This window comes from Alteribacillus sp. YIM 98480 (genome assembly GCF_009765375.1).
In the GTDB taxonomy this organism is placed as follows: Bacteria; Bacillota; Bacilli; order Bacillales; family Marinococcaceae; genus Alteribacillus.
In genome coordinates, this window is the sequence record NZ_VTOK01000009.1 from 93335 (window position 1) to 118061 (window position 24727).

Annotated in this window: 22 protein-coding genes; 1 reads left to right on the forward strand and 21 read right to left on the reverse strand. The window is 40.9% G+C overall.

Translation table 11 applies throughout. From position 1 onward, the window contains the following. Positions 1–15: 15 nt before the first annotated feature. The 12 genes from FZF09_RS12780 to FZF09_RS12835 form a co-directional block, all read right to left on the reverse strand. On the reverse strand, positions 16–855 hold the full coding sequence (locus FZF09_RS12780; protein ID WP_158736997.1) for a hypothetical protein: 840 nt from the start codon (positions 853–855) through the stop codon (positions 16–18). Further along, on the reverse strand, positions 848–1384 hold the full coding sequence (locus tag FZF09_RS12785) for an RNA polymerase sigma factor (protein WP_158736998.1): 537 nt from the start codon (positions 1382–1384) through the stop codon (positions 848–850). Before FZF09_RS12785 ends, FZF09_RS12780 begins: the two co-directional genes overlap by 8 nt. A gap of 317 nt (positions 1385–1701) precedes the next feature. Further along, positions 1702–3147, reverse strand: a complete 1446-nt coding sequence (locus FZF09_RS12790) for a NarK family nitrate/nitrite MFS transporter (protein WP_158736999.1) — start codon at positions 3145–3147, stop codon at positions 1702–1704. A 469-nt stretch (positions 3148–3616) separates the two neighbouring features. Then, complete coding sequence (locus FZF09_RS12795; RefSeq protein ID WP_158737000.1) at positions 3617–4189, reverse strand: thymidine kinase; 573 nt, start codon at positions 4187–4189, stop codon at positions 3617–3619. 211 nt (positions 4190–4400) lie between these two features. After that, positions 4401–4646: a type B 50S ribosomal protein L31 gene (locus FZF09_RS12800; RefSeq protein WP_091586555.1), complete on the reverse strand. Its 246-nt coding sequence runs from the start codon at positions 4644–4646 to the stop codon at positions 4401–4403. Positions 4647–4811: 165 nt separating this feature from the next. Then, entirely contained in the window at positions 4812–6089 is a 1278-nt protein-coding gene (rho, locus tag FZF09_RS12805) for a transcription termination factor Rho (RefSeq protein ID WP_158737001.1), read from the reverse strand. A gap of 231 nt (positions 6090–6320) precedes the next feature. Continuing rightward, the gene (locus FZF09_RS12810) at positions 6321–6515 is read right to left on the reverse strand and encodes a hypothetical protein (RefSeq protein WP_158737002.1); all 195 of its coding nucleotides are present in this window, start codon (positions 6513–6515) and stop codon (positions 6321–6323) included. 299 nt (positions 6516–6814) lie between these two features. After that, positions 6815–7783 (reverse strand): class II fructose-bisphosphatase, encoded by a 969-nt coding sequence (gene glpX / locus FZF09_RS12815; protein ID WP_158737003.1) that lies wholly within the window; start codon positions 7781–7783, stop codon positions 6815–6817. A 22-nt stretch (positions 7784–7805) separates the two neighbouring features. Beyond that, a complete protein-coding gene (locus tag FZF09_RS12820; protein WP_158737004.1) occupies positions 7806–9092 on the reverse strand; it encodes a UDP-N-acetylglucosamine 1-carboxyvinyltransferase in 1287 nt (428 codons plus the stop codon). A 242-nt stretch (positions 9093–9334) separates the two neighbouring features. Further along, entirely contained in the window at positions 9335–9979 is a 645-nt protein-coding gene (fsa, locus tag FZF09_RS12825) for a fructose-6-phosphate aldolase (RefSeq protein ID WP_158737005.1), read from the reverse strand. Positions 9980–10106: 127 nt separating this feature from the next. After that, entirely contained in the window at positions 10107–10970 is an 864-nt protein-coding gene (gene fba / locus FZF09_RS12830; protein ID WP_158737006.1) for a class II fructose-1,6-bisphosphate aldolase, read from the reverse strand. Between the two features lie 733 nt (positions 10971–11703). Beyond that, a complete protein-coding gene (locus FZF09_RS12835; RefSeq protein WP_158737007.1) occupies positions 11704–12108 on the reverse strand; it encodes a response regulator in 405 nt (134 codons plus the stop codon). A 218-nt stretch (positions 12109–12326) separates the two neighbouring features. Between FZF09_RS12835 and FZF09_RS12840 the strand changes: the two genes are divergently transcribed. Beyond that, positions 12327–12851: a DUF2529 family protein gene (locus tag FZF09_RS12840; protein ID WP_158737008.1), complete on the forward strand. Its 525-nt coding sequence runs from the start codon at positions 12327–12329 to the stop codon at positions 12849–12851. A gap of 31 nt (positions 12852–12882) precedes the next feature. Here FZF09_RS12840 and FZF09_RS12845 read toward each other — a convergent pair whose 3' ends face one another. The 9 genes from FZF09_RS12845 to FZF09_RS12885 all read right to left on the reverse strand — a co-directional run bounded on the left by FZF09_RS12845 (position 12883) and on the right by FZF09_RS12885 (position 24630). Next, a complete protein-coding gene (locus FZF09_RS12845; protein WP_158737009.1) occupies positions 12883–13032 on the reverse strand; it encodes a hypothetical protein in 150 nt (49 codons plus the stop codon). A gap of 91 nt (positions 13033–13123) precedes the next feature. Continuing rightward, entirely contained in the window at positions 13124–14728 is a 1605-nt protein-coding gene (locus tag FZF09_RS12850; RefSeq protein ID WP_158737010.1) for a CTP synthase, read from the reverse strand. 733 nt (positions 14729–15461) lie between these two features. Beyond that, a complete protein-coding gene (gene rpoE, locus FZF09_RS12855; RefSeq protein ID WP_158737011.1) occupies positions 15462–15938 on the reverse strand; it encodes a DNA-directed RNA polymerase subunit delta in 477 nt (158 codons plus the stop codon). Between the two features lie 313 nt (positions 15939–16251). Next, positions 16252–19491 (reverse strand): fused isobutyryl-CoA mutase/GTPase IcmF, encoded by a 3240-nt coding sequence (gene icmF / locus FZF09_RS12860; protein WP_158737012.1) that lies wholly within the window; start codon positions 19489–19491, stop codon positions 16252–16254. 14 nt (positions 19492–19505) lie between these two features. Further along, positions 19506–20153, reverse strand: a complete 648-nt coding sequence (locus FZF09_RS12865) for a TetR/AcrR family transcriptional regulator (protein WP_233269490.1) — start codon at positions 20151–20153, stop codon at positions 19506–19508. A gap of 34 nt (positions 20154–20187) precedes the next feature. Then, the gene (locus tag FZF09_RS12870) at positions 20188–21330 is read right to left on the reverse strand and encodes an acyl-CoA dehydrogenase (RefSeq protein ID WP_158737013.1); all 1143 of its coding nucleotides are present in this window, start codon (positions 21328–21330) and stop codon (positions 20188–20190) included. Between the two features lie 32 nt (positions 21331–21362). Then, positions 21363–22514: an acyl-CoA dehydrogenase gene (locus FZF09_RS12875; RefSeq protein WP_158737014.1), complete on the reverse strand. Its 1152-nt coding sequence runs from the start codon at positions 22512–22514 to the stop codon at positions 21363–21365. A 24-nt stretch (positions 22515–22538) separates the two neighbouring features. Then, the gene (locus FZF09_RS12880) at positions 22539–23393 is read right to left on the reverse strand and encodes a 3-hydroxybutyryl-CoA dehydrogenase (RefSeq protein ID WP_158737015.1); all 855 of its coding nucleotides are present in this window, start codon (positions 23391–23393) and stop codon (positions 22539–22541) included. A 58-nt stretch (positions 23394–23451) separates the two neighbouring features. Continuing rightward, positions 23452–24630: an acetyl-CoA C-acetyltransferase gene (locus FZF09_RS12885; RefSeq protein ID WP_158737016.1), complete on the reverse strand. Its 1179-nt coding sequence runs from the start codon at positions 24628–24630 to the stop codon at positions 23452–23454. Positions 24631–24727 lie beyond the last annotated feature (97 nt).

Here is a 24727-nt window from a genome sequence, read left to right on the forward strand (position 1 = left end):
GCCCGTACTTTTCTTTTACTCCCATTCCCATTCTTCCATGACTACTTGTTCTCTTGCTGCTAATCCATCAGCCATTTCAGGAGGGCCACTTTGCTCCCATTTAATAACCGTTCCGTTGTTTTCTAGAAGAATAACCGAAAGATAAGAATTACTTGTACCTTCAAAGGTTGCAGCGTAATTGCCAAACATTAGATTTTCTTCGTGTTCTTCCTGAACTAATTCATAACCTTCTTCTTCGTATTCCTCTTGGATTTCAGCGATTTTTTCTTCCAGTGGGCCAGCACTGCCATTCTCAGCTCGGAATTCCTGCAGTGTCCACACCGGTGATTCAGTTGGCTCCTGATCTTCATTAAACGCAGCATATAGTTGTATTTCTTTGTTTTCTGTTACTTCTACTTCAAAATATTCTGGGATGTAAGTAGTAAACGAAAATTCAGGTTCATCGAGCAGTTTAAAGACAGATGTTTCCTCCATACCTTCATTCATATAAGAAATTTCTTTTTGAGACTCTCGTGTCTGCTGCGGATCCCTTTCTTTTTCCTCTGGCATGTTTTCATCGGGATCTTCCTCTTCTACATTTTCGCGCTCCTCGTTTTCTCGTTCATCATAAGGAGCTTGTTCTGATCCTTTATCGCCATCGTTAAACGGCAGGTTAAATTGACTTACTGCTAGTAAACCAGCAATGGAGGCGGCCGCTACTGTTCCGGCTGCAGCTCCTAACCAAGAAAAGCGGATTCTACGTTTTCCTTTTTCCTGCTTTACATGCGCCCAAATTCGATCGGGCGTGGTTTGATCCGGCATGCGGTTATATTCCTCTTTTAATCGTTTCATCTGTTCATCAAATGAGTTATTCATGCAACACACCTGCTTTCTCATACCGTTTCTTCAACTGGTTTCTAGCCCTCATGACTCTTGTTTTTACAGCAGTTTCTGTCACACCGGTAACTTTGCTGATTTCCCGGTATGTTTGCTCATGAAAATAGTGCAGAATTAAGGGGATGCGGTATTTTTCAGGTAAACTCCTTATCATGTCATGCAATTCCCATGTTTCTTCTCCTGTTTCCAGCTCGTCGAACATTTTGTCATTATCTTTTTCTTTCATTGCTTGAAGGTTGCGCTTTTGCCGTTTTTCTTTACGAATAAGATCTCTTGCTGCATTTAAAGTGATGGAATACAACCAGGTAGTGAATGTTCCGCCAGAAAAAGTAGAAATCGATCGATATACTTTTAAAAATACTTCTTGCGTTACATCTTCGACATACGGGGGATGGACTCCGATTTGAAAGGCGAATTTCTGCACCGTTCGATAGTACCTTTCGATTAATTCTTGAAAGGCTTCCTCTTCTCCAGACCGGGCCCGTTGTATCAATTCCAGATCATTCATTAACGGTCCCTCCGTTTTTATTTTTAATTATGTAACGTTATGTCGAACGATAAAGTCACAAGAAACGTTGCTTGTTATCTTTAGTTTACGTCTATTTTTATTTTTCCTAGCTTTTATTATGCTAATAGCAACAAGAGCACAAGCATTCTTTTAGCAAAATCAAACTTTATAAAGTACAAAAATGCTTCCGCTGTAAAGGACAGCAGAAGCAACACAGGGATATTTTCTTAGGGCTACCCTAAAATTATCTAATGAGACAACCCCCTTACAAAATACGAAGTATATTTTTTGCCATTTCAGACAAAGTAAGACTTATATCAAACAGAAGCAATTTTTTGCTGCTCCCCTTCTTCTGTTTCTTGCTCCATAGCTTCTTCTTCTGGCTCTTCTAAGAAAAATGTGCAAATTAAGCATACAATTGCTGAGCAGCCAATTACTAAAAAGAAGATAGTAGGATTAACAAAACTTAATACAGTCAAGAAAATAACTGAACCGACGTTTCCATATGCGCCGACCATTCCTGAAACCTGTCCTGTTACTCGTTTTTTAACTAACGGCACCATTGCATACACGGCCCCTTCCCCAGCTTGTACGAAGAAAGAGCAGCACATAGTTAAAGCTACAGCTAACCACAGCGGCCAAGTCGAACCAATTAATGCCATTCCCATGTACCCTAGTGCCAATCCTACCATTAATATAATTAATGTTTTCTTACGGCCAAATTTATCACTAAACCAGCCGCCGCTAGGACGTGACATTAAATTCATAAATGCAAAACTTCCTGCAATAAGACCAGCTTGAGCAACTCCCAAAGCAAATGTTTCTTCAAAAAACTGCGGTAACATAGACACTACGGCAAGCTCTGATCCAAAGGTACAAAAATAAGCAAAGTTCAGAATCGCCACTTGTTTAAATGAATATTTGTCCTTTTCAGGGACTCCTTCTCTTAAGTGATCTTTATTAACATTCCAAATTTTATAAATATTGAAAATGAAAAGAAATATTAATGTTAAGAATATAAGTATAGATACCGTTGAACTTATAAAATCCAAGTCCTCGAGCCTGTAGGTTTGAAAAGCAAGAATACCAAATACCGGCAAACTCATCAGCATCAAACCAACCATATCTTTGTAACTGGTCACCTCTAATGCACCGCTTTTCTTCGGACGTTTGTAAGTCACACCTTCAGGAGTATCTTTAACCACACGCATAAAGATAATACCATAAATAAGAGCAATAATACCGGTTAAAGCAACAGCATAACGCCATCCATCTTCTCCGCCAAAGATTACAGCAAGTGTTGGCAGCGTCATCGCTGCAGCTGCAGAACCGAAGTTCCCCCAGCCGCCATAGACACCTTCAGCAAAACCAACCCGCTGAGGAGGAAACCATTCTGCTACTAAGCGAATCCCAACAACAAAACCAGCACCAATCATAGCTAAAAACATTCTAGAAATCATTAATTGTGTAAAAGAATTCGATAAAGCAAATGTAAAACATGGAATACTTAATAGGATAAGAAGCCAGGAATACACTCTACGAGGTCCGAAACGGTCGACAAGCATTCCTATGAGCACTCGAGCAGGAATGGTTAAGGTAACATTGGCAACTGCTAATAATGCAACTTCATCCTTGGACAGTCCAAATACTTCCGTCAATGTTGTCATAAATGGAGCCATATTGAACCAAACGACAAAAGAGATGAAAAAGGCTAAAGTGGTGAATCCTAGTACTTTCACATTCCCCTTATATGGAGACTGCATTCTATCTACCTCCTGCTTTTGTTCTACAGTTTTCATTATTAGATAATATGTATTTCACATCCATTATTTGGTCAGGTATGCTAACAATAAATATTATAATTTCATTGTTACGTCCTAAAAAAACACCTGAGGTCGGGACCGGTATAGAGCCTTTTTGACAGAACTATTTTTATTCGGAACTTGATTATTCAAATGGGAAGTGAAACTAGCATTTGAAAAATTGCCGCCGAGCCCATACCACAAATAGCTCCTTTATATCGTCCTTGCCCGATATAAAGGAGCTATTTATGAATTCTATTTTTATTGAAAAGGGATTGAATCCATTTTCCACTTACCAACTATTAGGAAATTAACTTATAACAAGGTACTTCCTGTACGCTGACTCCCATTGTTCTATCAGACATTTCAAGAAAGTCTTGGAATTGTGTGATAACAAAATTCCAGCTGCAAATTATTGTCCAGCCCTGTATTAGATTGGCGGATTGGAATGACATTGGCGGCATACTGGATAGTAGGAGTCATGTCCACCAATTTGAATTTGTTCACCTGTATAAATAGGGTTTGCATTCTCATCTACTCGCAAGTTCATAATGGCTTTCTTTGCACAAAACCAACATATTGTTTTCATTTCTTCAATTTTATCAGCGTAAAGCAAAAAATATTTACTGCCTTCAAATAATTCATTTTGAAAGTCATTTTTAAGACCAAACCCCATGACTGGAATATCCAGCTCATCCACAATTTGTGCAAACTGTAGAACATGTTCTTTATTTAAGAATTGAACTTCATCTACCAGGACACAAAATGGCCGAGTCTCGCAATTTTTAACTGCTTTAAAAACATTTGTTTCTTCAAAGATAGGAAGCGCTTTTCTTTTAAAACCTATCCTGCTCGAGACATAACCGACCTCATCTCTATTATCCAATCCAGAAGTAAAGATGAGGACTGGTTTTTCTTGTTCCTCATAATTATGAGCTACCTTTAAAATTTCGATTGATTTTCCGCTATTCATTGCTCCATATTTAAAAAATAGCTGTGCCACAAACTTCTCTCCTTAGTCCTTCGCTACCCTGCACAAACTTTTGCTCGTATATTATTAATGTTTAGATTGTTAATATTGAACCGTATCGAACCTATCACAGTTAAAAAACTTTCGCTTGCCGCCATAACAAGATAGCGGAAAACTTAGCTCTTAAAACGAAACAAAAAAAACAGGCAAGTGGCGTTCCCTTGCCTGTTTCAGCCCGCAAGCCTTACTTGAGGTTGTATTTCTTTTTGAAACGGTCGATACGTCCGCCTGTATCGGCAAGCTTTTGCTTTCCAGTATAAAACGGATGAGAATCGGAGCTGATTTCTACTTTAATTAGAGGGTATGTGTTCCCATCTTCCCACTCAATCGTTTCTTCAGAACCTTTTGTAGAACCGCTCAAAAACTTAAAACCTGTGCTTGTATCCAAAAATACGACTTTTTTGTAATCTGGATGGATTTCTTGTTTCATTGAATTTCACTCCTTCCGCCCTGCTATCTTATGATGATGACATATCTGTGAACACACATCATCACAATATGTCAGAGTCAATTTCACACATAACGAGATTATAACAAGGAGGAGCGATTTTTTCAACATACTTCTTTTAAAATTCACATCTCCTTGATGAGCATATTATTTGCGGCCTGCTGCAGATCCTTTTGCTTTGTCTTTTTCCATTTCCTCAAAAAATTCCTCGTTCGTTTTTGTCTGCTTTAACCTGCGGATGAAGTGGTCCACAAAATCAGGAGAATCGTTCATTGTTTTTCGAATTGCCCACAAGTTTTCTAAATGATCCTTTGAAACAAGTAATTCTTCTTTTCGAGTACTAGAACGACGAATATCAATTGATGGGAAGATTCTGCGTTCTGCTAAGCGGCGGTCGAGATGCAGTTCCATATTCCCGGTGCCTTTAAATTCCTCATAAATCACATCATCCATTCGAGACCCAGTATCCACCAGAGCTGTTGCCAGAATGGTTAAACTGCCGCCTTCTTCAATATTACGAGCAGCGCCGAAAAATCGTTTTGGACGGTGGAAAGCTGCAGGATCAATACCACCTGATAATGTTCGGCCGCTAGGAGGAATAACTAGATTATACGCTCTCGCTAAACGAGTGATGCTGTCCATTAGTATAACAACATCCTTTTTATGCTCCACAAGCCTCATCGCTCGCTCTAAAACGAGTTCTGATACCTTAATGTGATTTTCAGGTAATTCATCAAAAGTGGAGCTTACAATGTCTCCATCGACCGAGCGTTCAATGTCTGTTACTTCTTCTGGGCGTTCATCTACAAGCAGTACGATTAATTCTGTTTCGGGATGATTTTCAGTAATGCTGTTTGCCACTTCTTTTAAGAGCGACGTCTTCCCTGCTTTAGGGGGGGCTACGATAAGACCGCGCTGTCCAAACCCAACCGGTGTAATTAAGTCAATAAGACGGGCACTGATCCTACCCGGTTTATTTTCCAACGTCATCCGGCTTTCTGGATAAAGCGGAGTAAGCGCTGGAAAGTGCGGTCTATCTTTTGAGGTGTCTGGGTCTTCTCCATTTACTGCCTCTACCATCAATAAACCGTGATACCTTTCCGTATCCTTTGGCGGCCGCACTTTCCCAGATATTTTGTCGCCATTTCTTAAACTGAACCTGCGAATTTGAGAAGCCGAAATATAAATGTCCTCTGAACTCGGTAAATAATTGATAGGCCTTAAAAACCCATATCCTTCTGTTTGTATGATTTCAAGGACACCTTCCATAAACATTAATCCGTCTTTTTCGGCTTGTCCTTTTAGTATCGCAAATATTAATTCTCGTTTTGTTAGTTTGCTGTAGTAGGAAACCTTATAGTCTTTCGCCAGCCTATACAGCTCCTTCAGCGTTTTATTTTCTAATTCTGCTATGTTTACACTCAAAAAATGTCACCACTTTTCTTCTTATTCATCTATCATAAATCCTTTTCATTTTATCTTGAGAGTTCTAATTCGGATGGGAATGGAGTATTTTACGCTTTATTAGGGAAACGTTCCGTTCAAAGGAGTGGGTTTATGCAGGCCGAATTTACGTTGAACCATTCTGCAGATTTTCGTTTTTCATTGGGGATAAACACACGATCCGTTTATCTATCTTTTATTCCCGCTTCTTACTCATTTTAAACACGTTTTTTTTGAATGGCAATAGAAAAAGTGAAGTCCTTCTAAAATATTACTTGAAATAAGAAAAGCGCAAGCGCCTTGCTCACGAGCGAAAAGTCCTGGAGGGTCGGCATATGGAAAGCTGATCTTTGCTTTCCATTGACGAACCGAAGGAATCTCGAGCGAGTAGGCGCTTGCGCTAGACATGTAAAACGCCAACTATTTATAATTTCTTACCTTTAAGAAAAGCGCAAGCGCCCTTTTCTAAATGACATTCGGATAAGTTCCTCACGTCCTGTACGTCGACGCTCTCGCCTTTAGCAGAAGTTCCTTTTTCTGGGAGCTCTCGCAAGGTCCGTGCTAGAAAAACCCGGCTTGCCGCCAAGCCCTATGGCGGAAGGCGTAGTTTGCTTACACTTTGATCCTTTAAAAAGTTAAACATCCCCGAAAGTATAAAGAAAAAAAGCTGCTCTATGATCACAAAAGCAGCTTTTTCTCCGCATCTTTTAAGGCTTTATGACAAAATCTGGCTTCTTTTTCACATTATGTTTTCCATCTACAAATCGTACAGTTCCCGATTTTGCGCGCATTACAAGTGATTGTGTGGTAGCATTTGCTCCTTTATAATGGACACCTTTCAGCAATTCACCATCCGTAACACCGGTTGCTGCAAATATAGCATCATCGCCACCAACCAGGTCTTCCATATGAAGTACACGGGAAACGTCCTCAATCCCCATTTTCTTACAGCGGGCAAGCTCTTCATCATCTTTTGGAAGAAGTTTTGCTTGCTGTTCCCCGCCCAAACATTTCAAAGCAACAGCGGATAAAACTCCCTCAGGTGCTCCGCCAGAGCCTACTAAAATGTCAATCCCAGTCTCTTCAAAAGCAGTATTCATGGCAGCTGCTACGTCACCATCTTGAATGAGTTTTATTCTTGCTCCTGCATCGCGTATGTCTTGTATTAATTTACTATGGCGATCTCTATTTAATATAGTCACCACCACATCTTCTACATCCTTGCCTTTTGCTTTAGCCACTGCTTTTAAGTTTTCTTCAACGGGTGCATTGATATCTACTTTACCTACTGCTTGCGGACCAACTGCAATCTTTTCCATGTACATATCTGGCGCGTGCAGCAAGTTGCCATGATCAGCAACTGCAATTACTGCCAGGGCATTCCACATCCCATTTGCAACAATGTTAGTTCCTTCGAGAGGATCCACGGCAACATCGACTCTCGGTCCATACCCATTACCAAGTTTTTCATCTATGTAGAGCATCGGAGCTTCATCTTTTTCCCCTTCTCCGATGACCACTGTTCCTTTCATAGGTATAGTATCAAAAACATCCCGCATCGCACTTGTTGCTGCATCATCTGCTTCTTCTTTTTTTCCTCTGCCCATCCATCGCGCTGAAGACAGAGCAGCTGCCTCTGTTACACGGACAAGTTCCATTGATAAACTTCTTTCCATTCCAGTCCCCTCCCATTTTTCTTTATGAACTTTTCACTTGTTCAGCTTCTTCTGTGCTAAGCCTTTCTCTCCAAACATTTGCACCTAATGCTAACAGTTTTTCTTCTAAGTCTTCGTATCCACGGTCTACGTGTTCCATTCCCGTTATTTCTGTAACTCCTTCTGCGATTAACCCCGCAATAATCAGAGCGGCTCCTGCCCGCAGATCACTAGCTTTTACTTTTGCTCCCTGCAAACGCTTTTTACCGTTGATTAATGCAGACCGTCCTTCCACTTTTATTTCTGCTCCCATGCGGCGGAGTTCATCCACATGTTTAAACCGAGCATTATATATTGTGTCTGTTACTATGCTTGTCCCCTGTGCTTTCGTTAAAAGAACGGTAACAGGCTGCTGCAAATCTGTAGCAAACCCTGGATAAACAAGTGTTTTTATATCTATGCTTTTTAACTCTGGAGATGAGCGAATCAAAATCTGGTCATCCCCTGCTTCAATTCGAACGCCCATTTCCCTTAGTTTTGCTATAAGTGATTCGAGATGATCAGGAATAACATTATCTATGAGAACCTCTTCTCCCATAGCTGCAGCAGCAATAATGTACGTTCCTGCTTCAATACGGTCGGGAATAATGGAATGAGCACAGCCGCTTAATTCATCGACTCCATCAATACGAATAACGTTCGTTCCCACACCTTTAATTTTGGCCCCCATACTAGTTAATAAAGTAGCCACATCAATGATTTCCGGTTCTTTAGCTGCATTTTCTATTATGGTGCGGCCTTCTGCTTTTACTGCTGCCAGCATAATGTTAATCGTTGCACCTACACTTACGACATCTAAATAAATACGTGCTCCTTGAAGCTTATCTGCTCTCAAATAAATGGCTCCGTGCTCATTGGTTACTTTAGCTCCGAGGGCTTCAAACCCTTTAATATGCTGATCAATTGGTCTCGGACCTAAATTACATCCACCGGGCAGACCGATAGCTGCTCGTTTAAATTTGCCTAGCATCGCCCCCATCATATAATACGAAGCCCTTAATTTTTTCACTCTTCCATTTGGTAAAGGCATTGGTATGACTTTTTTTGGATCAATCGTCATACTGCTGCCTTCGTAAAAAACAGAAGCTCCAATGTCTTCTAGCAAAGAGGCTAATGTTTCTACATCAGAAATTTCCGGCAGGTTATCAATAGAAACAACAGAATCAGCAAGAATTGCAGCAGGAACTAAAGCTACCGCGCTGTTCTTGGCTCCGCTGATATGTATTTTTCCGTTTAAAGGATGTCCTCCTTCAACCATCAACTTTTCCATGAGCGATTTCACTTCCTCATTCATAGTCTCGTTGTGATGCTGCTCATCTTTTGTCGGCCGATAAGAAAATATTAGCAATGTACCTTACTACCAGTACTCTTCCATTTTCTTATCTTTTTTCATTATGGACAACCTCTTGGACGGTTAGACGCACAAGAAGACATCCATCTTGAAAAAATTTTCTTTTTAGACAAATAGGTTAAAAGTCCGACAACCTGCTCTGCCGGACTATTTTTTCTCTGTTAGCGAGAACGATTTTCCCAATCGCTGAGAAACTTGTCAATTCCTTGATCTGTCAATGGATGTTGTACTAGTTGGGAGATTACTTTAAACGGCAGTGTCGCAATGTGTGCACCTCGAATAGCTGCTTCTGAAACATGAAGAGGGTGGCGGATAGAAGCTGCAATAATTTCTGTTTCAATGCCATGCTCGTGGAAAATTTCTGAAATCTCACTGATCAAGTCTAGACCATTGTGGCCGATGTCATCTAAACGTCCTAAAAATGGAGAAACGTAGGTGGCTCCTGCTCTCGCTGCTAAAAGTGCTTGAACCGAAGAAAAAACAAGCGTCACGTTAGTTTGAATGTTCTCTTCAGAAAAAACCTTAACCGCTTTCAAACCTTCTGTAGTCATTGGAACTTTTACGGTAACATTAGGTGCTACAGCCGCTAATTCGCGCCCTTCTGTAATCATACCCTGAGCTTCTGTTGAGATGACTTCAGCACTTACGGAACCTTTTACAATACTTGTAATTTCTTGGAGACGCTCCTTAAAGTCTACCCCTTCTTTAGCTACTAAGCTTGGGTTTGTTGTAACACCCGACAATATACCTAGTTCATGAGCTTCTTTAATTTGATCTAAACTTGCCGTATCAATGAAAAATTTCATGATTTGCCTCCCGGTCGTTCAAATTCTTTCTATGGTAAAAGGGAAGAGTTAACAGGCATGAAACAGGTTAGTGTCCGTTTACATACTTATTAACTCTTCTCCCGATTACAATGCTTCTTTACTCACTTTATGCGCGGTTAGAAGAACCAAATTCGCGCATTTTACTTTTAACTGTTTCTTTAATAGCGTCACGAGCAGGCCCCATATATTTACGAGGATCATAAAGCTCTGGTTTCTCTTCTAATGTTTTACGTACGGCAGCAGCAGAAGAGATTTGGCTTTCTGTATTTACATTAATTTTAGCATGGCCGAAGCTTATTGCTTTTTGTACATCCTCTGCCGGAATACCAGTACCTCCATGCAGTACAAGAGGGATACCAACGAGTCCGTCAATTTCTTTCATACGGTCAAAACCAAGGTTTGGTTCACCCTTGTATGGTCCGTGAACAGAACCAAGTGCAGGTGCAAAGCAGTCTACACCAGTTTGTGAAACTAGTTCTTTACACTCTGATGGAATCGCATAAGCGGCTTCTGCATCATCAACAATCACGTCGTCTTCCTGTCCGCCAATTCGACCAAGCTCAGCTTCTACGGATACACCGACAGCGTGAGCTACTTCTACGACACGTTTCGTTAATGCAATATTTTCTTCTAGCGGGTAGTGGGATCCGTCAATCATAACAGATGTAAAACCTGCATGAATAGCCTCTACACATTTTTCAAAACTAGAACCATGGTCGAGATGAATAGCCACTGGAACTGTTACATTGTAAGCTTCCATGAGAGCTTCTACCATGGATACTACTGGCTTAAATCCGCCCATGTAACGAGCTGCACCTTCAGAAACACCGCAAATAAGTGGTGATTTTTCTTCTTCCGCTGCTTGCAGGATTGCTTGAATGAATTCCAAGTTGTTCAAGTTATACTGGCCTATTGCATAATTTTCCGCCTTTGCTTTATCAAGCATTTCTTTCATGGATACTAAAGGCATAAAAAAATCCTCCTTAAAATTTAGCTTCTAATGGAGCCAGCATTTCTAGAGCGTTTTTGAAAAGAATAAGCTTCGAATCTCTTCGTTAACAGCACTCTCTCAGTCGGTCACGTACTCTTGGACGCTCCCTCCTGCTTTCCCTTGTTTCCTCGACCTTCTCGCTTCTTCTTTTTAAAAAAGCGTTTCGGTTAGGAATGCCTTCAAATCTCTTCGGCAACGGCACTCTCTCAGTCGGGCTCGTACTCTTGGACGCTCCCTCCTGCTTTCCCTTGTTTCCTCGACCTTCTTGCTTCTTCTTTTAAAAAAAGCGTTTCGGTTAGGAATGCCTTCGAATCTCTTCGGCAAGGGGCACTCTCTCAGTCGGGCTCGTACTCTTGGACGCTCCCTCCTACTTTCCCTTGTTTCCTCGACCTTCTTGCTTCTTCTTTTCAAAAAAGCGCTTCGGGGAGGAACGGCCTCGATTCTCTCTAGTCGGCGTACTTTTGTACGAATCCAATTCTTTTCCTCGCCATCTCTTACAAAGATGTCAGGAAGCAAGGGGGAGCATCTATCGGGGAAAAGCATGGCCGGTGCGTTTCTACATTTTTAACTTACTCTTACCAAATTTTATTCATTCGCAGCGGTGAGGAAAGCGCTACTATGTAACAGGGCTCAAGAATGAAGTTCTCCATTAGTTTTCTGCACTTATTATAGCATATCATATTTGAATTTCATCTACCCTGTATGAAATTGTTCATTTCCCTCGAAATCTGTTTTTATCCGTTTGCGTTGATGTGATTGACAAAAGAGATTTTATCTCTTTTCTAACTTGATCGATATCAAAAGGTTTGGATAAATAAGTAGATGCACCAAGTTCTTTCGCATCATTTATTACATTTAATTCCCCATATGCAGTCATTAAAATTATCTCCATATTTGCTGCAAGTTGTCGATTATTTCTTTCCTTTAAAATCTCAATTCCATCCATACCAGGTATTTTCATATCTAATAGCAGCAAGTCTGGTTTTTCTTTTTCCATTATATCTAAAGCTTGTAATCCATTCGATGCTTGGTGTACCTCATAACCATCTTTTACCAAAACTTCCTTTAACAAAACTCTTATTCCATACTGATCATCTACAATGAGAACCTTTTGCATGGTTGTCCCCCTCCATTTCTCTCATCACCAGCTGTCGGACAAATTCCGTACAATGCTGCCCCCTCTACATATTCCATATTTTCCATTATAATTCCTTCATTTAGTAATTTGTTTTTAATAGTAAAATAATGCTAAAGTCTTGATAGTTTCTGCTTGTCATTCATTGGCGTATAATAGAGAAGAATTAACCGTGAACAGAAAGGCATGGGGTGAGAAAAATGAAAATATTTGCTACCCAGCTGCAAGGTGTGTTTCAAAAAATAATGGAACAAGAAGAAGAAGCTATTGAAAATGGGGCGAGGTTAGCAGCACAAGGTCCAGCCGGCACGGGCAGTCTGCTAATTTACGCCACACCTTCTATGAGAGGAAATGCAGTAAATTTAGCTTATCATAAAGAGGCTCCGCCCCAAACCATACAAGTAATAGATTCGAAAGAATTCAAGGCTGAGCCTGTCGATAGGGCGATTGTTTTAGCAGAGAAAGAAGAAGAAGCATATTTACATTCTTATATTGAGCTTTTGCAATCATCTGAAGTGCCAGTTGTGGTAATTGCTCCTTTTACCGAAGAGGAAGGCGGGATAACACTAGAACCAACAGACGTTTGGATTCACACTCATGTACGCGGCGGCCTTATACCAGATGAACATGGCAGCCGCATAGGTGACCCGTCCGCACTATCCACCCTTTTTACCGGTCAGCTTCTTTATTTAAATATAAAAGAACTATTTGATGAATTAGAATAATATTTGTCGAGGATACCGATTGTAAACATATTCAGTTTATAGCATTCTTAAAGTAAGAAAAGCGCAAGCGCCCTTGCTCACGAGCGACAAGTCCTGGAGGGGCGGCATATGGAAAGCTGATCTTTGCTTTCCATTGACGAACCGAAGGAACCTCGAGCGAGTAGGCAATGGAGCTAGACATCAAAAACGCCAAATATTTATAATTTCTTACCTTTTTAAAAAGAAGCTATTCCGTAAGTGGTAAAAACACACGGAATAGCTTCTTTGTTTCATTATCTATTTGTTGTTATTGAAGCCTGTATAAATTCACGGAACAACGGTTGAGGTCTTGTAGGACGAGACACAAACTCAGGGTGAAACTGAGAAGCTACAAAATATGGATGATCTTCAATTTCAATGATTTCCACTAAACGTCCATCCGGGCTTGTTCCACTAAAAATAAATCCAGCTTTTTCCATGGTTTCCCGGTAAGAATTGTTGAATTCATAACGATGGCGGTGACGCTCATACACCACTTCTTCATTATAGGCAGCTTTTACTTTCGTATCCTCTTTTAATTTACAAGGATACAATCCTAAACGAAGTGTTCCGCCTAAGTCTTCCACATCCTTTTGTTCTGGCAGCAGGTCAATAACTGGATGCTCCGTTTCTGGATTCAGTTCTGCAGAATCCGCTCCGTTCAACCCAGCTACGTTACGCGCATACTCAACAGAAGCCAATTGCATCCCAAGACATATTCCTAGAAATGGAACCTTCTTTTCACGGGCATATTTAATGGCAGCAATTTTCCCGTCAATACCTCTGTCTCCAAATCCGCCCGGAACGAGAATTCCATCTGCGTCTTTTAATTTTTCTTCCACATTTTCCTCTGTTACGTGCTCTGAATTAATCCATTGAATCTCCACATCTGAGTCAAATGCGTAGCCGGCATGCTTTAAAGACTCAGCTACGGAAAGATATGCATCTGGAAGAGAGACGTATTTACCTACAAGTGCAATCGTTGTTTTGCTTGATAAATTCTGGACTTTTTCAACCAGCATTTTCCACTCTTCCATGTCTGCTTCTTTTCCGTTTAACTTTAAATAGTCACAAACGAACTGGTCTAATTTCTGAGCTTGCAGGTCAAGCGGCACTTGATAAAGCGTGTCCGCATCACGAGCTTCAATAACCGCTTCTTTATTAATATCACAGAATAAAGCAATTTTGTCTTTCATCTCCTGTGGTACAGGGCTTTCTGTGCGCACAACAATAGCGTTCGGCTGAATACCAAGACTGCGAAGCTCTTTTACACTATGCTGGGTCGGCTTGGATTTCATTTCACCGGCAGCAGAAAGATAAGGAATAAGTGTGCAATGCAAATACATGACATTTTCTACACCAACGTCGCTTTTAATCTGCCGGATCGCTTCAAGAAAAGGAAGACTTTCAATATCCCCAACCGTTCCGCCAATTTCGGTAATAACTACATCTGCCCCTGTTTCACTGCCAGCACGATACACTCGCTCTTTTATTTCATTCGTAACGTGAGGAATGACTTGAACGGTTCCACCTAGGTAATCACCGCGGCGTTCTTTGCGAATCACAGAAGAATATACTTTTCCTGTTGTTACGTTGCTGTTTTTGCTGAGGTTTATATCAATGAAACGTTCATAGTGGCCAAGGTCAAGGTCTGTTTCTGCTCCGTCATCTGTAACAAACACTTCTCCGTGCTGATACGGACTCATCGTTCCAGGATCAACGTTAATATAAGGGTCAAACTTTTGAATCGTTACACTCATACCGCGGTTTTTTAACAGGCGGCCAAGAGATGCGGCTGTAATTCCTTTACCCAAAGAAGAAACAACGCCTCCAGTGACAAAAATATACTTGCTAGCCATGTATTCATCTACTCCTTTAATCTTTGGTGAATAAGAGAACTGGGCGGGACAATAAGTGAAAGTAATGTATGGTTACTTATTTCATTAGAAAAACTTGGCTTACCGCCAAATCCAAATGGCAAAAATTATAGTTTTTCTTATACTTTGTTCCTTTAACAAAGTTAAGATTACCTAAAGTATTAAAAAACTCAGGACTCATATAGCAGCTTCTACGATGACTTGCATAGGACGTTCTTTCTAGACATTTTCGATGTTCGAACAATCACTGTTCGAAGCCTTAAGAGAAAACTCTTAGAGATTCTGCCAAACACACTTTTTCCTTGTCTTCGTAAAAGTTCGTTTATTTTAACCGGGGCACTTGCCTTTTTATTAATTTATACTTTCCGATGTTCACATAAGAAAAGCACAAGCGCCCTGATCAGCCTCGACAGGTAAATGTTCTCCAGGCAATAAAAGTGCTTTTTCCTTTAATGACTGGAGGTATTTAACCGCGGGAGGATGGGCGCTGAAGCCAGACATCAAAGCGCAAAATTTTATGCTTTCTTATACTTTGTTCCTTTAACAAAGATAAACATTCCTAAATTAAAAAAAAAACAAAAGTGACACCTCACCCTTTGGAGGGGCGCACTTTTGCTTGTTTATTTTTCTCATATAAAAAGATTTAATTTGTAATCGTCAAAGCCCAAAAATGATTTTACCGAGCCCCTAAATAAAAGTCAAGCCCAAATACATTTTAATATTTGTCTTTTTCTCCGACATGTTCTTCATCCGACCCAAAGCCTTCAAATTCATCGTCTCTTTCATAATCATCAGCGTCTTCTTCTTGCGATAGTTCATCTAGTTCATCTTCAATATCCTCTAGATCTTCATCAAAATCATCTTCAAATTCATCGTAATCGTCTGCTTTTGGTTTTTTCGGTGCTTTAACCGTGGTGCTTAAGTCCTCATCAGATTGATCAAGCGGATACCACTCTCTTAATCCCCAATGATTTTCACCTAAATGAACAAAACGTCCATCCAGATTCATTGCTGTAAACAGTTTCGTACGGCGATTTTTTTTCTCTTCTGGAGAGAGACTTTTTAAATCTGAAATCTTTTTGATCAGCTCTTGGTAGTCATATGGTTTTTCTTCGTCTCCCAATAAAATATGAGCCAGTTCGACCGCGGACATTTCTTCGATTTGTTCCTCATTGTAATCAGAGATGCTCACGGATTTCACTTCCTTTCCGCTAAGTATTACAAATCATGGCATCAAGGTTATCATAAAGCCCCTTAAAGTAAGAGCTAAACCGTCAAAATCATACTTTTCATTATAAACATATTTAGGGTATTTATGCCAGCGTTTTTAAATAAAATAAGAAAGGCCGGAGCAACAAGGCTTTGGCCTGCTTGATTCTGATTATTTTCTTGGTATTATCTTCTGCTTATTCATTCCTAAATATAGGATCTGTTACTCCAACATCAGCTAATTTTAAACGAGGGCTTCTCCATTACAACAAGTGGTTGTTTAACCTGGCATTTTTTTACATATTTCTTCGATATTGGCCTCCTACTTCGTAAAGGGCATGTGTTATTTGACCAAGACTCGCTACACGTACCGCTTTCATTAATTCTTCAAAAATGTTACCGCCGCTGACTGCCGTTTGTTGAAGGTTAGCTAAAGCTGTTTTTGCTTCTTCTTTATTTCGTTCTTGAAAATGGTGTAAGCTTTTAATCTGGCCCTCTTTTTCCTCTTTGCTTGCACGAGCGAGTTCCATATCAAACTCTTCCTCTTCTTCTTCCGGATTTAAATATGTGTTCACTCCAATTATAGGCAATTCCCCGGAGTGCTTTTTCATTTCATAATACATCGATTCTTCCTGAATTTTTCCGCGCTGGTACTGGGTTTCCATGGAACCAAGGACGCCTCCGCGGTCATTAAGACGTTCTAACTCCTGCAACACTGCTTCTTCGACAAGATCCGTTAACTCTTCAATAATAAACGAACCTTGTACAGAGTTTTCATTTTTAGCTAAGCCGAGTTCTTTTGTAATGATCATTTGAATAGCCATTGCACGACGGACGGAATGTTCTGTTGGAGTAGTGACAGCTTCATCATAAGCATTTGTATGAAGAGAATTACAGTTATCATATATAGCAAGCAAAGCCTGCAGAGTGGTGCGGATATCGTTAAAATCTAATTCCTGCGCATGCAATGAGCGTCCTGATGTCTGAATATGGTATTTCAATTTTTGACTGCGTTCATTCCCGCCATATTTATTTTTCATAACAGTAGACCAAATCCGGCGGGCAACACGGCCAATCACCGCATATTCCGGGTCCAGTCCATTACTGAAGAAAAACGATAAGTTAGGAGCAAAATCATCAATGTGCATACCACGGCTTAAGTAATACTCCACATATGTGAATGCATTTGCAAGGGTAAATGACAGCTGACTAATCGGGTTGGCTCCTGCTTCTGCTATATGGTATCCCGAAATAGAAACCGAATAATAGTTACGAACGTTGTGGTCGATAAAATACTGTTGAATATCCCCCATCATTCTAAGAGCAAATTCTGTAGAAAAAATACACGTATTCTGGCCTTGGTCTTCTTTTAAAATATCGGCCTGCACTGTTCCACGAACGGTCGATAGCGTCTGCGCTTTCATATTTTCGTATTCTTCGGCAGTTGGTTTTCTCTCATTTTCTTTTTCGAAACGCTCCACTTGCTGATCAATGGCTGTATTCATGAACATCGCTAAAATAATTGGTGCAGGTCCATTTATTGTCATGGACACAGAGGTTGTCGGCGAAATTAAATCGAAGCCTTCGTACAGTTTCTTCATGTCTTCTAGCGTACAAATACTGACGCCGCTTTCACCTACTTTTCCATAAATATCAGGACGGTAATCCGGGTCTTCGCCGTATAAAGTCACAGAATCAAACGCCGTGCTTAATCGTTTTGCTTCATCACCTTTAGAAAGATAATGAAAACGGCGGTTCGTCCGCGCGGGAGTTCCTTCTCCGGCGAATTGCCGCTTTGGATCTTCTCCCTTTCGTTTAAACGGAAAAACTCCCGCTGTAAAGGGAAAACGGCCGGGAACATTTTCTTTTAATGACCAGCGTACAATTTCTCCCCAATCCTCAAAAGAAGGTAAAATTACTTTAGGGATTTTCAAACCAGAAAGCGTTTCGGTTTGAAGCTCTGTGACAATTTCTTTATCTCGAATAACCGTAGTAAAGGTATCTTGCTTATACGATTCTTTTAAGTGATCCCATTCTTCTAAAAGTTTTTTTACGTCTGAATCAAGCGTTTCTTCCAAATTATCATATATTTTTTCAAGCTCCTTAGTATCCACGCCTTTTTCCTTTAATAACTGGATCGCCCCAGTTAATTGAAATAGCTTTCTTGCTGTTTTTTCCTGTTCTAATGAATGACCTTTATATTGACGAACCGTCTGGACAATCTCACGTAAATACGGGGAACGCTCTGGTGGAATAATTAAATCTTTCTTGCCCGTTTCTTTGGTTGTATCAATCGTAGTTTCCCATTCGGTCCCAAAATTTTTATTAATCGTATTTACTAACGCAGCAAATAAAACATTCGTTCCAGGGTCATTAAATTGACTGGCAATTGTCCCGTAAACAGGCATTTTACTAAGGTCCTCATCAAATAACATGTGACTGCGCTGGTATTGCTTTCGAACATCGCGAAATGCATCCTCAGATCCTTTCCGGTCGAACTTATTGATAGCAATTAAGTCTGCAAAATCAATCATATCTATCTTCTCTAATTGAGAAGGGGCGCCAAATTCACTTGTCATCACATACATTGAAACGTCAGCAAATTCTGTAATTTCAGCATCGCCTTGTCCGATCCCGCTTGTTTCAATAATAATAAAGTCAAATCCAGCAGCTTTTGTTACTGCAATAGCTTCACGTAAACTTTTTGTCGTTTCTGTTTTGGACCCTCTCGTTGCAAGACTTCTCATAAAAACGCGAGGATGGTGTATCGCATTCATGCGAATCCTGTCACCAAGCAAGGCGCCGCCTGTTTTTTGTTTTGTCGGATCAATCGATAAAATGGCGATGGTTTTGTCTGTAAACTCGCGCAGGAAACGTCTGACTAGCTCATCTGTAAGAGAGCTTTTTCCGGCTCCTCCCGTTCCAGTAATACCTAAAATGGGCACCTTGTTTCCAATTGACTGTAGTTCCTTCAAAGCACTGTGCCATTCTTCATCTAAGTTTTCTTTGTCTTCTTCTACTACTGAAATAAACCGGGCTACAGCTTGACTTGATTTGTCTTTTACTTCTTCCAACAAAGCCTTGCCGCTTTTAAAAGTCGGATAATCACACTCTTTTAACATCTGACTGATCATACCGCGCAGACCAAATGTACGTCCGTCCTCCGGGGAAAATATATGAGCAATGCCGTAATTATGGAGTTCTTCTATTTCCGGAGGAGTAATGACGCCTCCTCCGCCTCCGTATATTCTAATATGGCCAGCGTTTTTTTCTCGGAGTAAATCGTAGCAATATTTAAAATATTCTATGTGTCCTCCTTGATAAGAGGATATAGCTATCCCCTGTACATCTTCTTGTATCGCAGCGTCTACTATTTCTTCAACAGAACGATTATGACCTAAATGGATTACCTCGGCTCCCCCTGCCTGGAGGAGTCGGCGCATGATGTTGATCGAAGCATCGTGGCCGTCGAACAAACTAGAAGCTGTAACAAAACGAACCGGGTTCACAGGTTTGTATAATTCTTCTACAGCCAAGTAAAAAACCTCCTTTAAATACTTTTATCCATTTTTATATTTTCCTGTACAACACCATATAAAAGCTGGCGTGTTTGTAAGGAAGTATATTCATCCAGAGTAAACTCTTTTTGCACAGACCAGCGGCGAAAAGTCCACATGTGCCCTCCTACCATAATGCTGTGAGCGAGCATTCTTATTGCTTTTTCAGAAAGCTCTAAATGTCCTTCTTTGCAGCACGTCTTAACGGTGCTTTCTATAATAGCGGTCATCGCGTTTTCCTTTTCTAACACATAGGGCAGTGCTTCTTTTGGCAGGGATTTAGACTCCTGGTACATAACAAGCACTTCATCCTGCATATCATCCATTACTTTAAATAAAGACTGTATCACTTGCTTTAATCTATCTATTCCGACAGTTTCATTGGTCAATAGCGATTCCAGCCGAGTTCTTACTTCTTCATACACGGAGTCACAAACAAGATACAGCACATCTTCTTTGGAACCGATATATTCATATAACGTGCCGATACTAAACCCTGCTTCCTTAGCAATTTCTCTAGTTGTCGTACGGTGAAATCCCTTTTGCTTAAAAAGAGCTACTGCTCCTTTGACCATTTGTTCTCTTCTGCGCTGAATAAGCTGTTGATCCTTTACCATGGACGGTACCTTCTTTTTCGCCAATGGCCCCGCCTCCTTTAACCTGACATTTCTATATTTAATCTGCTAACAGCATTTTACCGATAACTAAACGTTGAATTTCGTTTGTTCCTTCATAAATTTGGGTAATTTTAGCGTCGCGCATAAAACGCTCCACCGGATATTCTTTCGTATAACCGTATCCTCCAAAAACCTGTACTGCTTCCGTTGTTACTTCCATCGCTGTATCCCCAGCGAACAGTTTGGACATAGCTGACTCCTTGCCATAAGAGACGCCTTCACTTTCTCTCCAGGCAGCTTGATATGTTAACAAACGGGAAGCTTCTATTTTCGTTGCCATGTCTGCTAATTTAAAAGAAATACCTTGCATACTGCCAATGGGTTTGCCAAACTGTTTTCTCTCTTTTGCATAATCTGTTGCAGCATCAAGTGCTCCTTGTGCAATTCCTACTGCCTGGGCAGCAATTCCATTTCTTCCGCCGTCTAATGTTTTCATTGCAATTTTAAACCCTTCGCCTTCTTCTCCGAGCAAGTTTTCTGCGGGTACTCGACAGTTTTCCATAATAATTTCAGTTGTGGGAGAGGAACGGATACCTAACTTTTTTTCCTTCTTGCCAACAGAAAAACCGGGGAAATCTTTCTCGATAATAAAAGCACTGACTCCTTTATGTTTTTTCTCAGGAGAGGTGACAGCAAACACAACGTAAACGTCTGCCATACCGCCATTGGTAATGAATATTTTTGAACCGTTAAGAACGTACTCATCCCCGTCTTTTGCAGCAGTTGTTTTCATCGCTGCGGCATCTGAGCCTGAACCTGGCTCGGTCAGTCCATATGCCCCCATCATTTTGCCTTCTGCCAGCGCTTTTAAATATTTCTTTTTCTGGTTTTCGTTTCCAAATGTATAAATCGGCCAGCTGGCAAGAGAAAGGTGCGCCGATAATGTTACTCCCGTGGAAGCACACACTCTGGACAATTCTTCAACCGCTATAACATAACTAAGATAATTTGCACCGATGCCTCCATATTTTTCCGGCCATGGAATACCGGTTAAACCAAGCTCAGCCATTTGATCAAACAATTTCCGGTCAAATTTTTCTTCTTCATCACGTTCAGCCGCAGTAGGTGCCACCTCATTATTCGCAAAATCACGGACCATTTTACGTATCATCTCTTGTTCGTCGGTTAAAAGAAAATTCATTATTTCTTCCCCTTTCCACCGTTTAGTAAAATTCAGCCTATCTCATTGCCAAGTAAATGTTTTCCAATTACAATTCTTTGAATTTCGCTCGTTCCTTCATATATTTCACATATTTTTGCGTCACGGAAAAACCGTTCAGCCGGATACTCTTTCGTATATCCGTATCCCCCGAAAATTTGAACCGCTTCGGTTGCGACAGTCACAGCAGTACGAGATGCAAACAGCTTTGCCATGGATGCTTCCTTTCTACAAGGAACCTCTTTTGATCGAAGACTTGCTGCTTGATAGGTTAATAGTTTCGCTGCTTCAACGTTAGCTGCCATATCTGCCAATTTAAAAGAAACTCCCTGCTTGGAACCAATCGGTTTGCCGAATTGTTTTCTCTCTTTCGCATAAGCAGTTGCTGCTTCAAGGGCTCCTTCGGCTATTCCAAGTGACTGCGCTGCTATACCTATGCGACCTGCAGAAAGGTTGGCCATCGCGATACTAAATCCTTCTCCTTCTTTTCCAAGGAGATTTTCTTGTGGAACTTCACAATTTTCCAAAATAACCTCTGTCGTATTAGAGCCATTTAACCCCATCTTCTTTTCTTTTTTCCCTATTTGAAAACCAGGGAAATTTTTCTCTACAATAAATGCACTCATTCCTTTTACTACTTGGGCAGGGTCAGTCTTAGCAAAAAGAATATAGGTGTCAGCTGCTCCTCCATTTGTAATGAACACCTTAGAACCATTCAAAATATAACGATCCTTTTTCTTTACTGCTGTTGTTTTAAGGGATGCCGCATCACTTCCTGCGCCGGATTCAGTCAGCGCAAAAGCGCCAAGATACTTTCCGGAAGCCAATTTGGACACATACTTTTTCTTCTGTTCTTCATTGCCAAAATATATAATGGGATTTGTGCCAACAGACGTATGCACAGATAAAATAACTCCTAAAGCTGGACTCACTTTTGATAATTCTTGAATAGCGATTATATAAGAAAAAAACTCCATTCCAGCCCCGCCGTACCTCTCTTCGACTGGTATGCCCATTAAACCAAGCTGACCCATCTCTGTTACGAGCTCTTTTGGAAAACGATCTTCCTCTTCCATCCTTTTCACTTCCGGCTTTATACGATCATTAGCAAAATCACGAACCATTTTCCTCATCATGGCTTGTTCCTCTGTAAAGGTGAGATTCATTCGTGACTCCCCTCCGTTGTTATTTTACTTATTGTAGTTATAAAAGCCGCGGCCCGCTTTTTTTCCAAGCCATCCTGCTTTCACACACTTGCGGAGCAGTGGACAAGGCCGGTATTTATCATCCCCGAAACCATCGTGGAGTGTTTCCATGATGTACAAACAAGTATCAAGACCAATAAAATCGGCTAGGGTGAGCGGTCCCATTGGGTGATTCATCCCCAATTTCATCACTTGATCAATATCTTCTGGAGAAGATACACCCTCATATACTGTATAAATTGCCTCATTAATCATTGGCATAAGAATTCTATTGGAAACAAAACCTGGGAAATCATTTACTTCGACGGGGGTTTTATGAAGAGACTCTGCTGTTTGTTTGACTGCATCGAATACCTTATCACTTGTTGCGAGTCCTCTTATAATTTCTACTAACTTCATCACTGGGACTGGATTCATAAAGTGCATGCCAATGACTTGAGAAGGGCGTGATGTTTCTGCTGCAATTTCTGTGATAGGAAGAGAAGAAGTATTTGTCGCAAGTATGGCGTGAGGTGGAGCACATTCATCAAGCTCCTTAAATACTTTCTTTTTCACATCCATATTTTCAACAATTGCTTCCACTACTAAATCTGCTTTTGAAGCATTTTCTAACTCCGTGGATGGAACTATACGACTTAGTATTTCTGATTTTTCCTCACCTGAAAGCCGTCCTTTTTCGATTTGTCTCGTCAAATTCTTTTTTACTCTTTCTAAACCTTTTTCGACCTGATTCTCTTCTACATCGTGCAAGTAAACATAATATCCAGACTGGGCATGAACCTGAGCAATTCCTGACCCCATCTGACCAGCACCGACAACCATTATCGTTTGAATATCCATATTATCTCCTCCTGCATCCTCCCTATTTATAGGCTGGTACTAAGATCTGACTGTAGTTTTATACTTCAATCATGATGGCATCCCCCTGGCCGCCGCCGCTGCAAATAGCAGCAATGCCGGTTCCTCCTCCTCTACGTTTTAATTCATTAGCTAAAGTTAAGATGATCCGCGCTCCACTTGCACCAATTGGATGACCAAGAGCTACCGCTCCTCCGTTTACATTTACTTTGTCAGCATCAAGGCCAGCCAGCTGTTCACCAATCAGAGCCACTGCTGCGAAAGCTTCGTTTACTTCAAATAAATCTATATCCTTGAGGGATTTACCTGTTTTCTCTAATAATTTATTAATTACCAATCCTGGGGTCTTCGGAAAATCCCCCGCTTCTACTGCAAGAGCTGTGTGACTTATAATGGCAGCAAGGGGCCGTTTCCCTTCCTTTTTCGCACGCTCTTCACTCATTACTACCATAGCACAAGCACCGTCATTGACACCTGGTGCGTTCCCCGCCGTAACCGTACCTTCTTTTGCAAAAACCGGCTTTAACTTTTGCAGCGCTTCGATAGCAGTGTCTTTCCGAGGACTTTCGTCTTCAGAAACGACAAGAGGGTTTCCCTTTCTTTGAGGAATTTCTATCGGTGTAATTTCTTCTGAAAAATAACCCTTTTCTTTTGCTTCATTCACCCGCTGATGGCTGCGAAGAGCCCAGTTATCCTGCATTTCCCGGGAAATACCGACTTCATTCGCTGCTTGGTTCCCATATACTCCCATATGAACTCCTTGGAAAGAACAAGTTAAACCATCATGGACCATCAAATCTTTCATGGAAGCATCACCCATTCGTGCTCCCCAGCGTGCTTTCGGCACAAAATATGGAGCATTGCTCATTGATTCCATTCCTCCGGCAACTAAGACTTCTCCGTCTTCTGCTCTTATTATTTGATCAGCCAGCGTCACACTCCGCATCCCAGAAGCGCACACTTTATTAATCGTTTCTGTCTCTACTTCCCATGAAAGGCCTGCATGGCGTGCAGCCTGGCGCGAAGGAATCTGCCCCTGACCGCCTTGTAATACATTTCCCATAATGACTTCTTGAATTTCTTCAGGGTTTGTCTTTGTGGTCTCTAATGCCCCTTTTATCGCTTCGCCGCCTAACTCAGATGCCGTTAAACTGCTTAATGCTCCGCCAAATTTTCCAAATGGAGTACGTGCCCCGCCAACTATTACTGATTTTGCCATACTATCTTTCCTCCTTTTTGTGTAAGCAAGAAAAGTCCAGAAACCTCGCATTAATTTTTTGTATTTTCTAAACAATAAAAATTTAAAAATCGATCGA

Coding starts and splice junctions, on each gene's coding strand:
- FZF09_RS12840 (WP_158737008.1), top strand. CDS start 12,327: ATGAAAATATTTGCTACCCAGCTGCAAGGTGTGTTTCAAAAAATAATG.
- FZF09_RS12835 (WP_158737007.1), bottom strand. CDS start 12,108: ATGCAAAAGGTTCTCATTGTAGATGATCAGTATGGAATAAGAGTTTTG.
- FZF09_RS12875 (WP_158737014.1), bottom strand. CDS start 22,514: ATGAATCTCACCTTTACAGAGGAACAAGCCATGATGAGGAAAATGGTT.
- FZF09_RS12820 (WP_158737004.1), bottom strand. CDS start 9,092: ATGGAAAAGTTGATGGTTGAAGGAGGACATCCTTTAAACGGAAAAATA.
- FZF09_RS12790 (WP_158736999.1), bottom strand. CDS start 3,147: ATGCAGTCTCCATATAAGGGGAATGTGAAAGTACTAGGATTCACCACT.
- fsa (WP_158737005.1), bottom strand. CDS start 9,979: ATGAAATTTTTCATTGATACGGCAAGTTTAGATCAAATTAAAGAAGCT.
- FZF09_RS12845 (WP_158737009.1), bottom strand. CDS start 13,032: ATGTCTAGCTCCATTGCCTACTCGCTCGAGGTTCCTTCGGTTCGTCAA.
- FZF09_RS12885 (WP_158737016.1), bottom strand. CDS start 24,630: ATGGCAAAATCAGTAATAGTTGGCGGGGCACGTACTCCATTTGGAAAA.
- FZF09_RS12780 (WP_158736997.1), bottom strand. CDS start 855: ATGAATAACTCATTTGATGAACAGATGAAACGATTAAAAGAGGAATAT.
- fba (WP_158737006.1), bottom strand. CDS start 10,970: ATGCCTTTAGTATCCATGAAAGAAATGCTTGATAAAGCAAAGGCGGAA.
- FZF09_RS12800 (WP_091586555.1), bottom strand. CDS start 4,646: ATGAAACAAGAAATCCATCCAGATTACAAAAAAGTCGTATTTTTGGAT.
- glpX (WP_158737003.1), bottom strand. CDS start 7,783: ATGGAAAGAAGTTTATCAATGGAACTTGTCCGTGTAACAGAGGCAGCT.
- FZF09_RS12810 (WP_158737002.1), bottom strand. CDS start 6,515: ATGTCTAGCGCAAGCGCCTACTCGCTCGAGATTCCTTCGGTTCGTCAA.
- FZF09_RS12850 (WP_158737010.1), bottom strand. CDS start 14,728: ATGGCTAGCAAGTATATTTTTGTCACTGGAGGCGTTGTTTCTTCTTTG.
- FZF09_RS12870 (WP_158737013.1), bottom strand. CDS start 21,330: ATGAATTTTCTTTTAACCGACGAACAAGAGATGATACGTAAAATGGTC.
- FZF09_RS12880 (WP_158737015.1), bottom strand. CDS start 23,393: ATGGATATTCAAACGATAATGGTTGTCGGTGCTGGTCAGATGGGGTCA.
- FZF09_RS12785 (WP_158736998.1), bottom strand. CDS start 1,384: ATGAATGATCTGGAATTGATACAACGGGCCCGGTCTGGAGAAGAGGAA.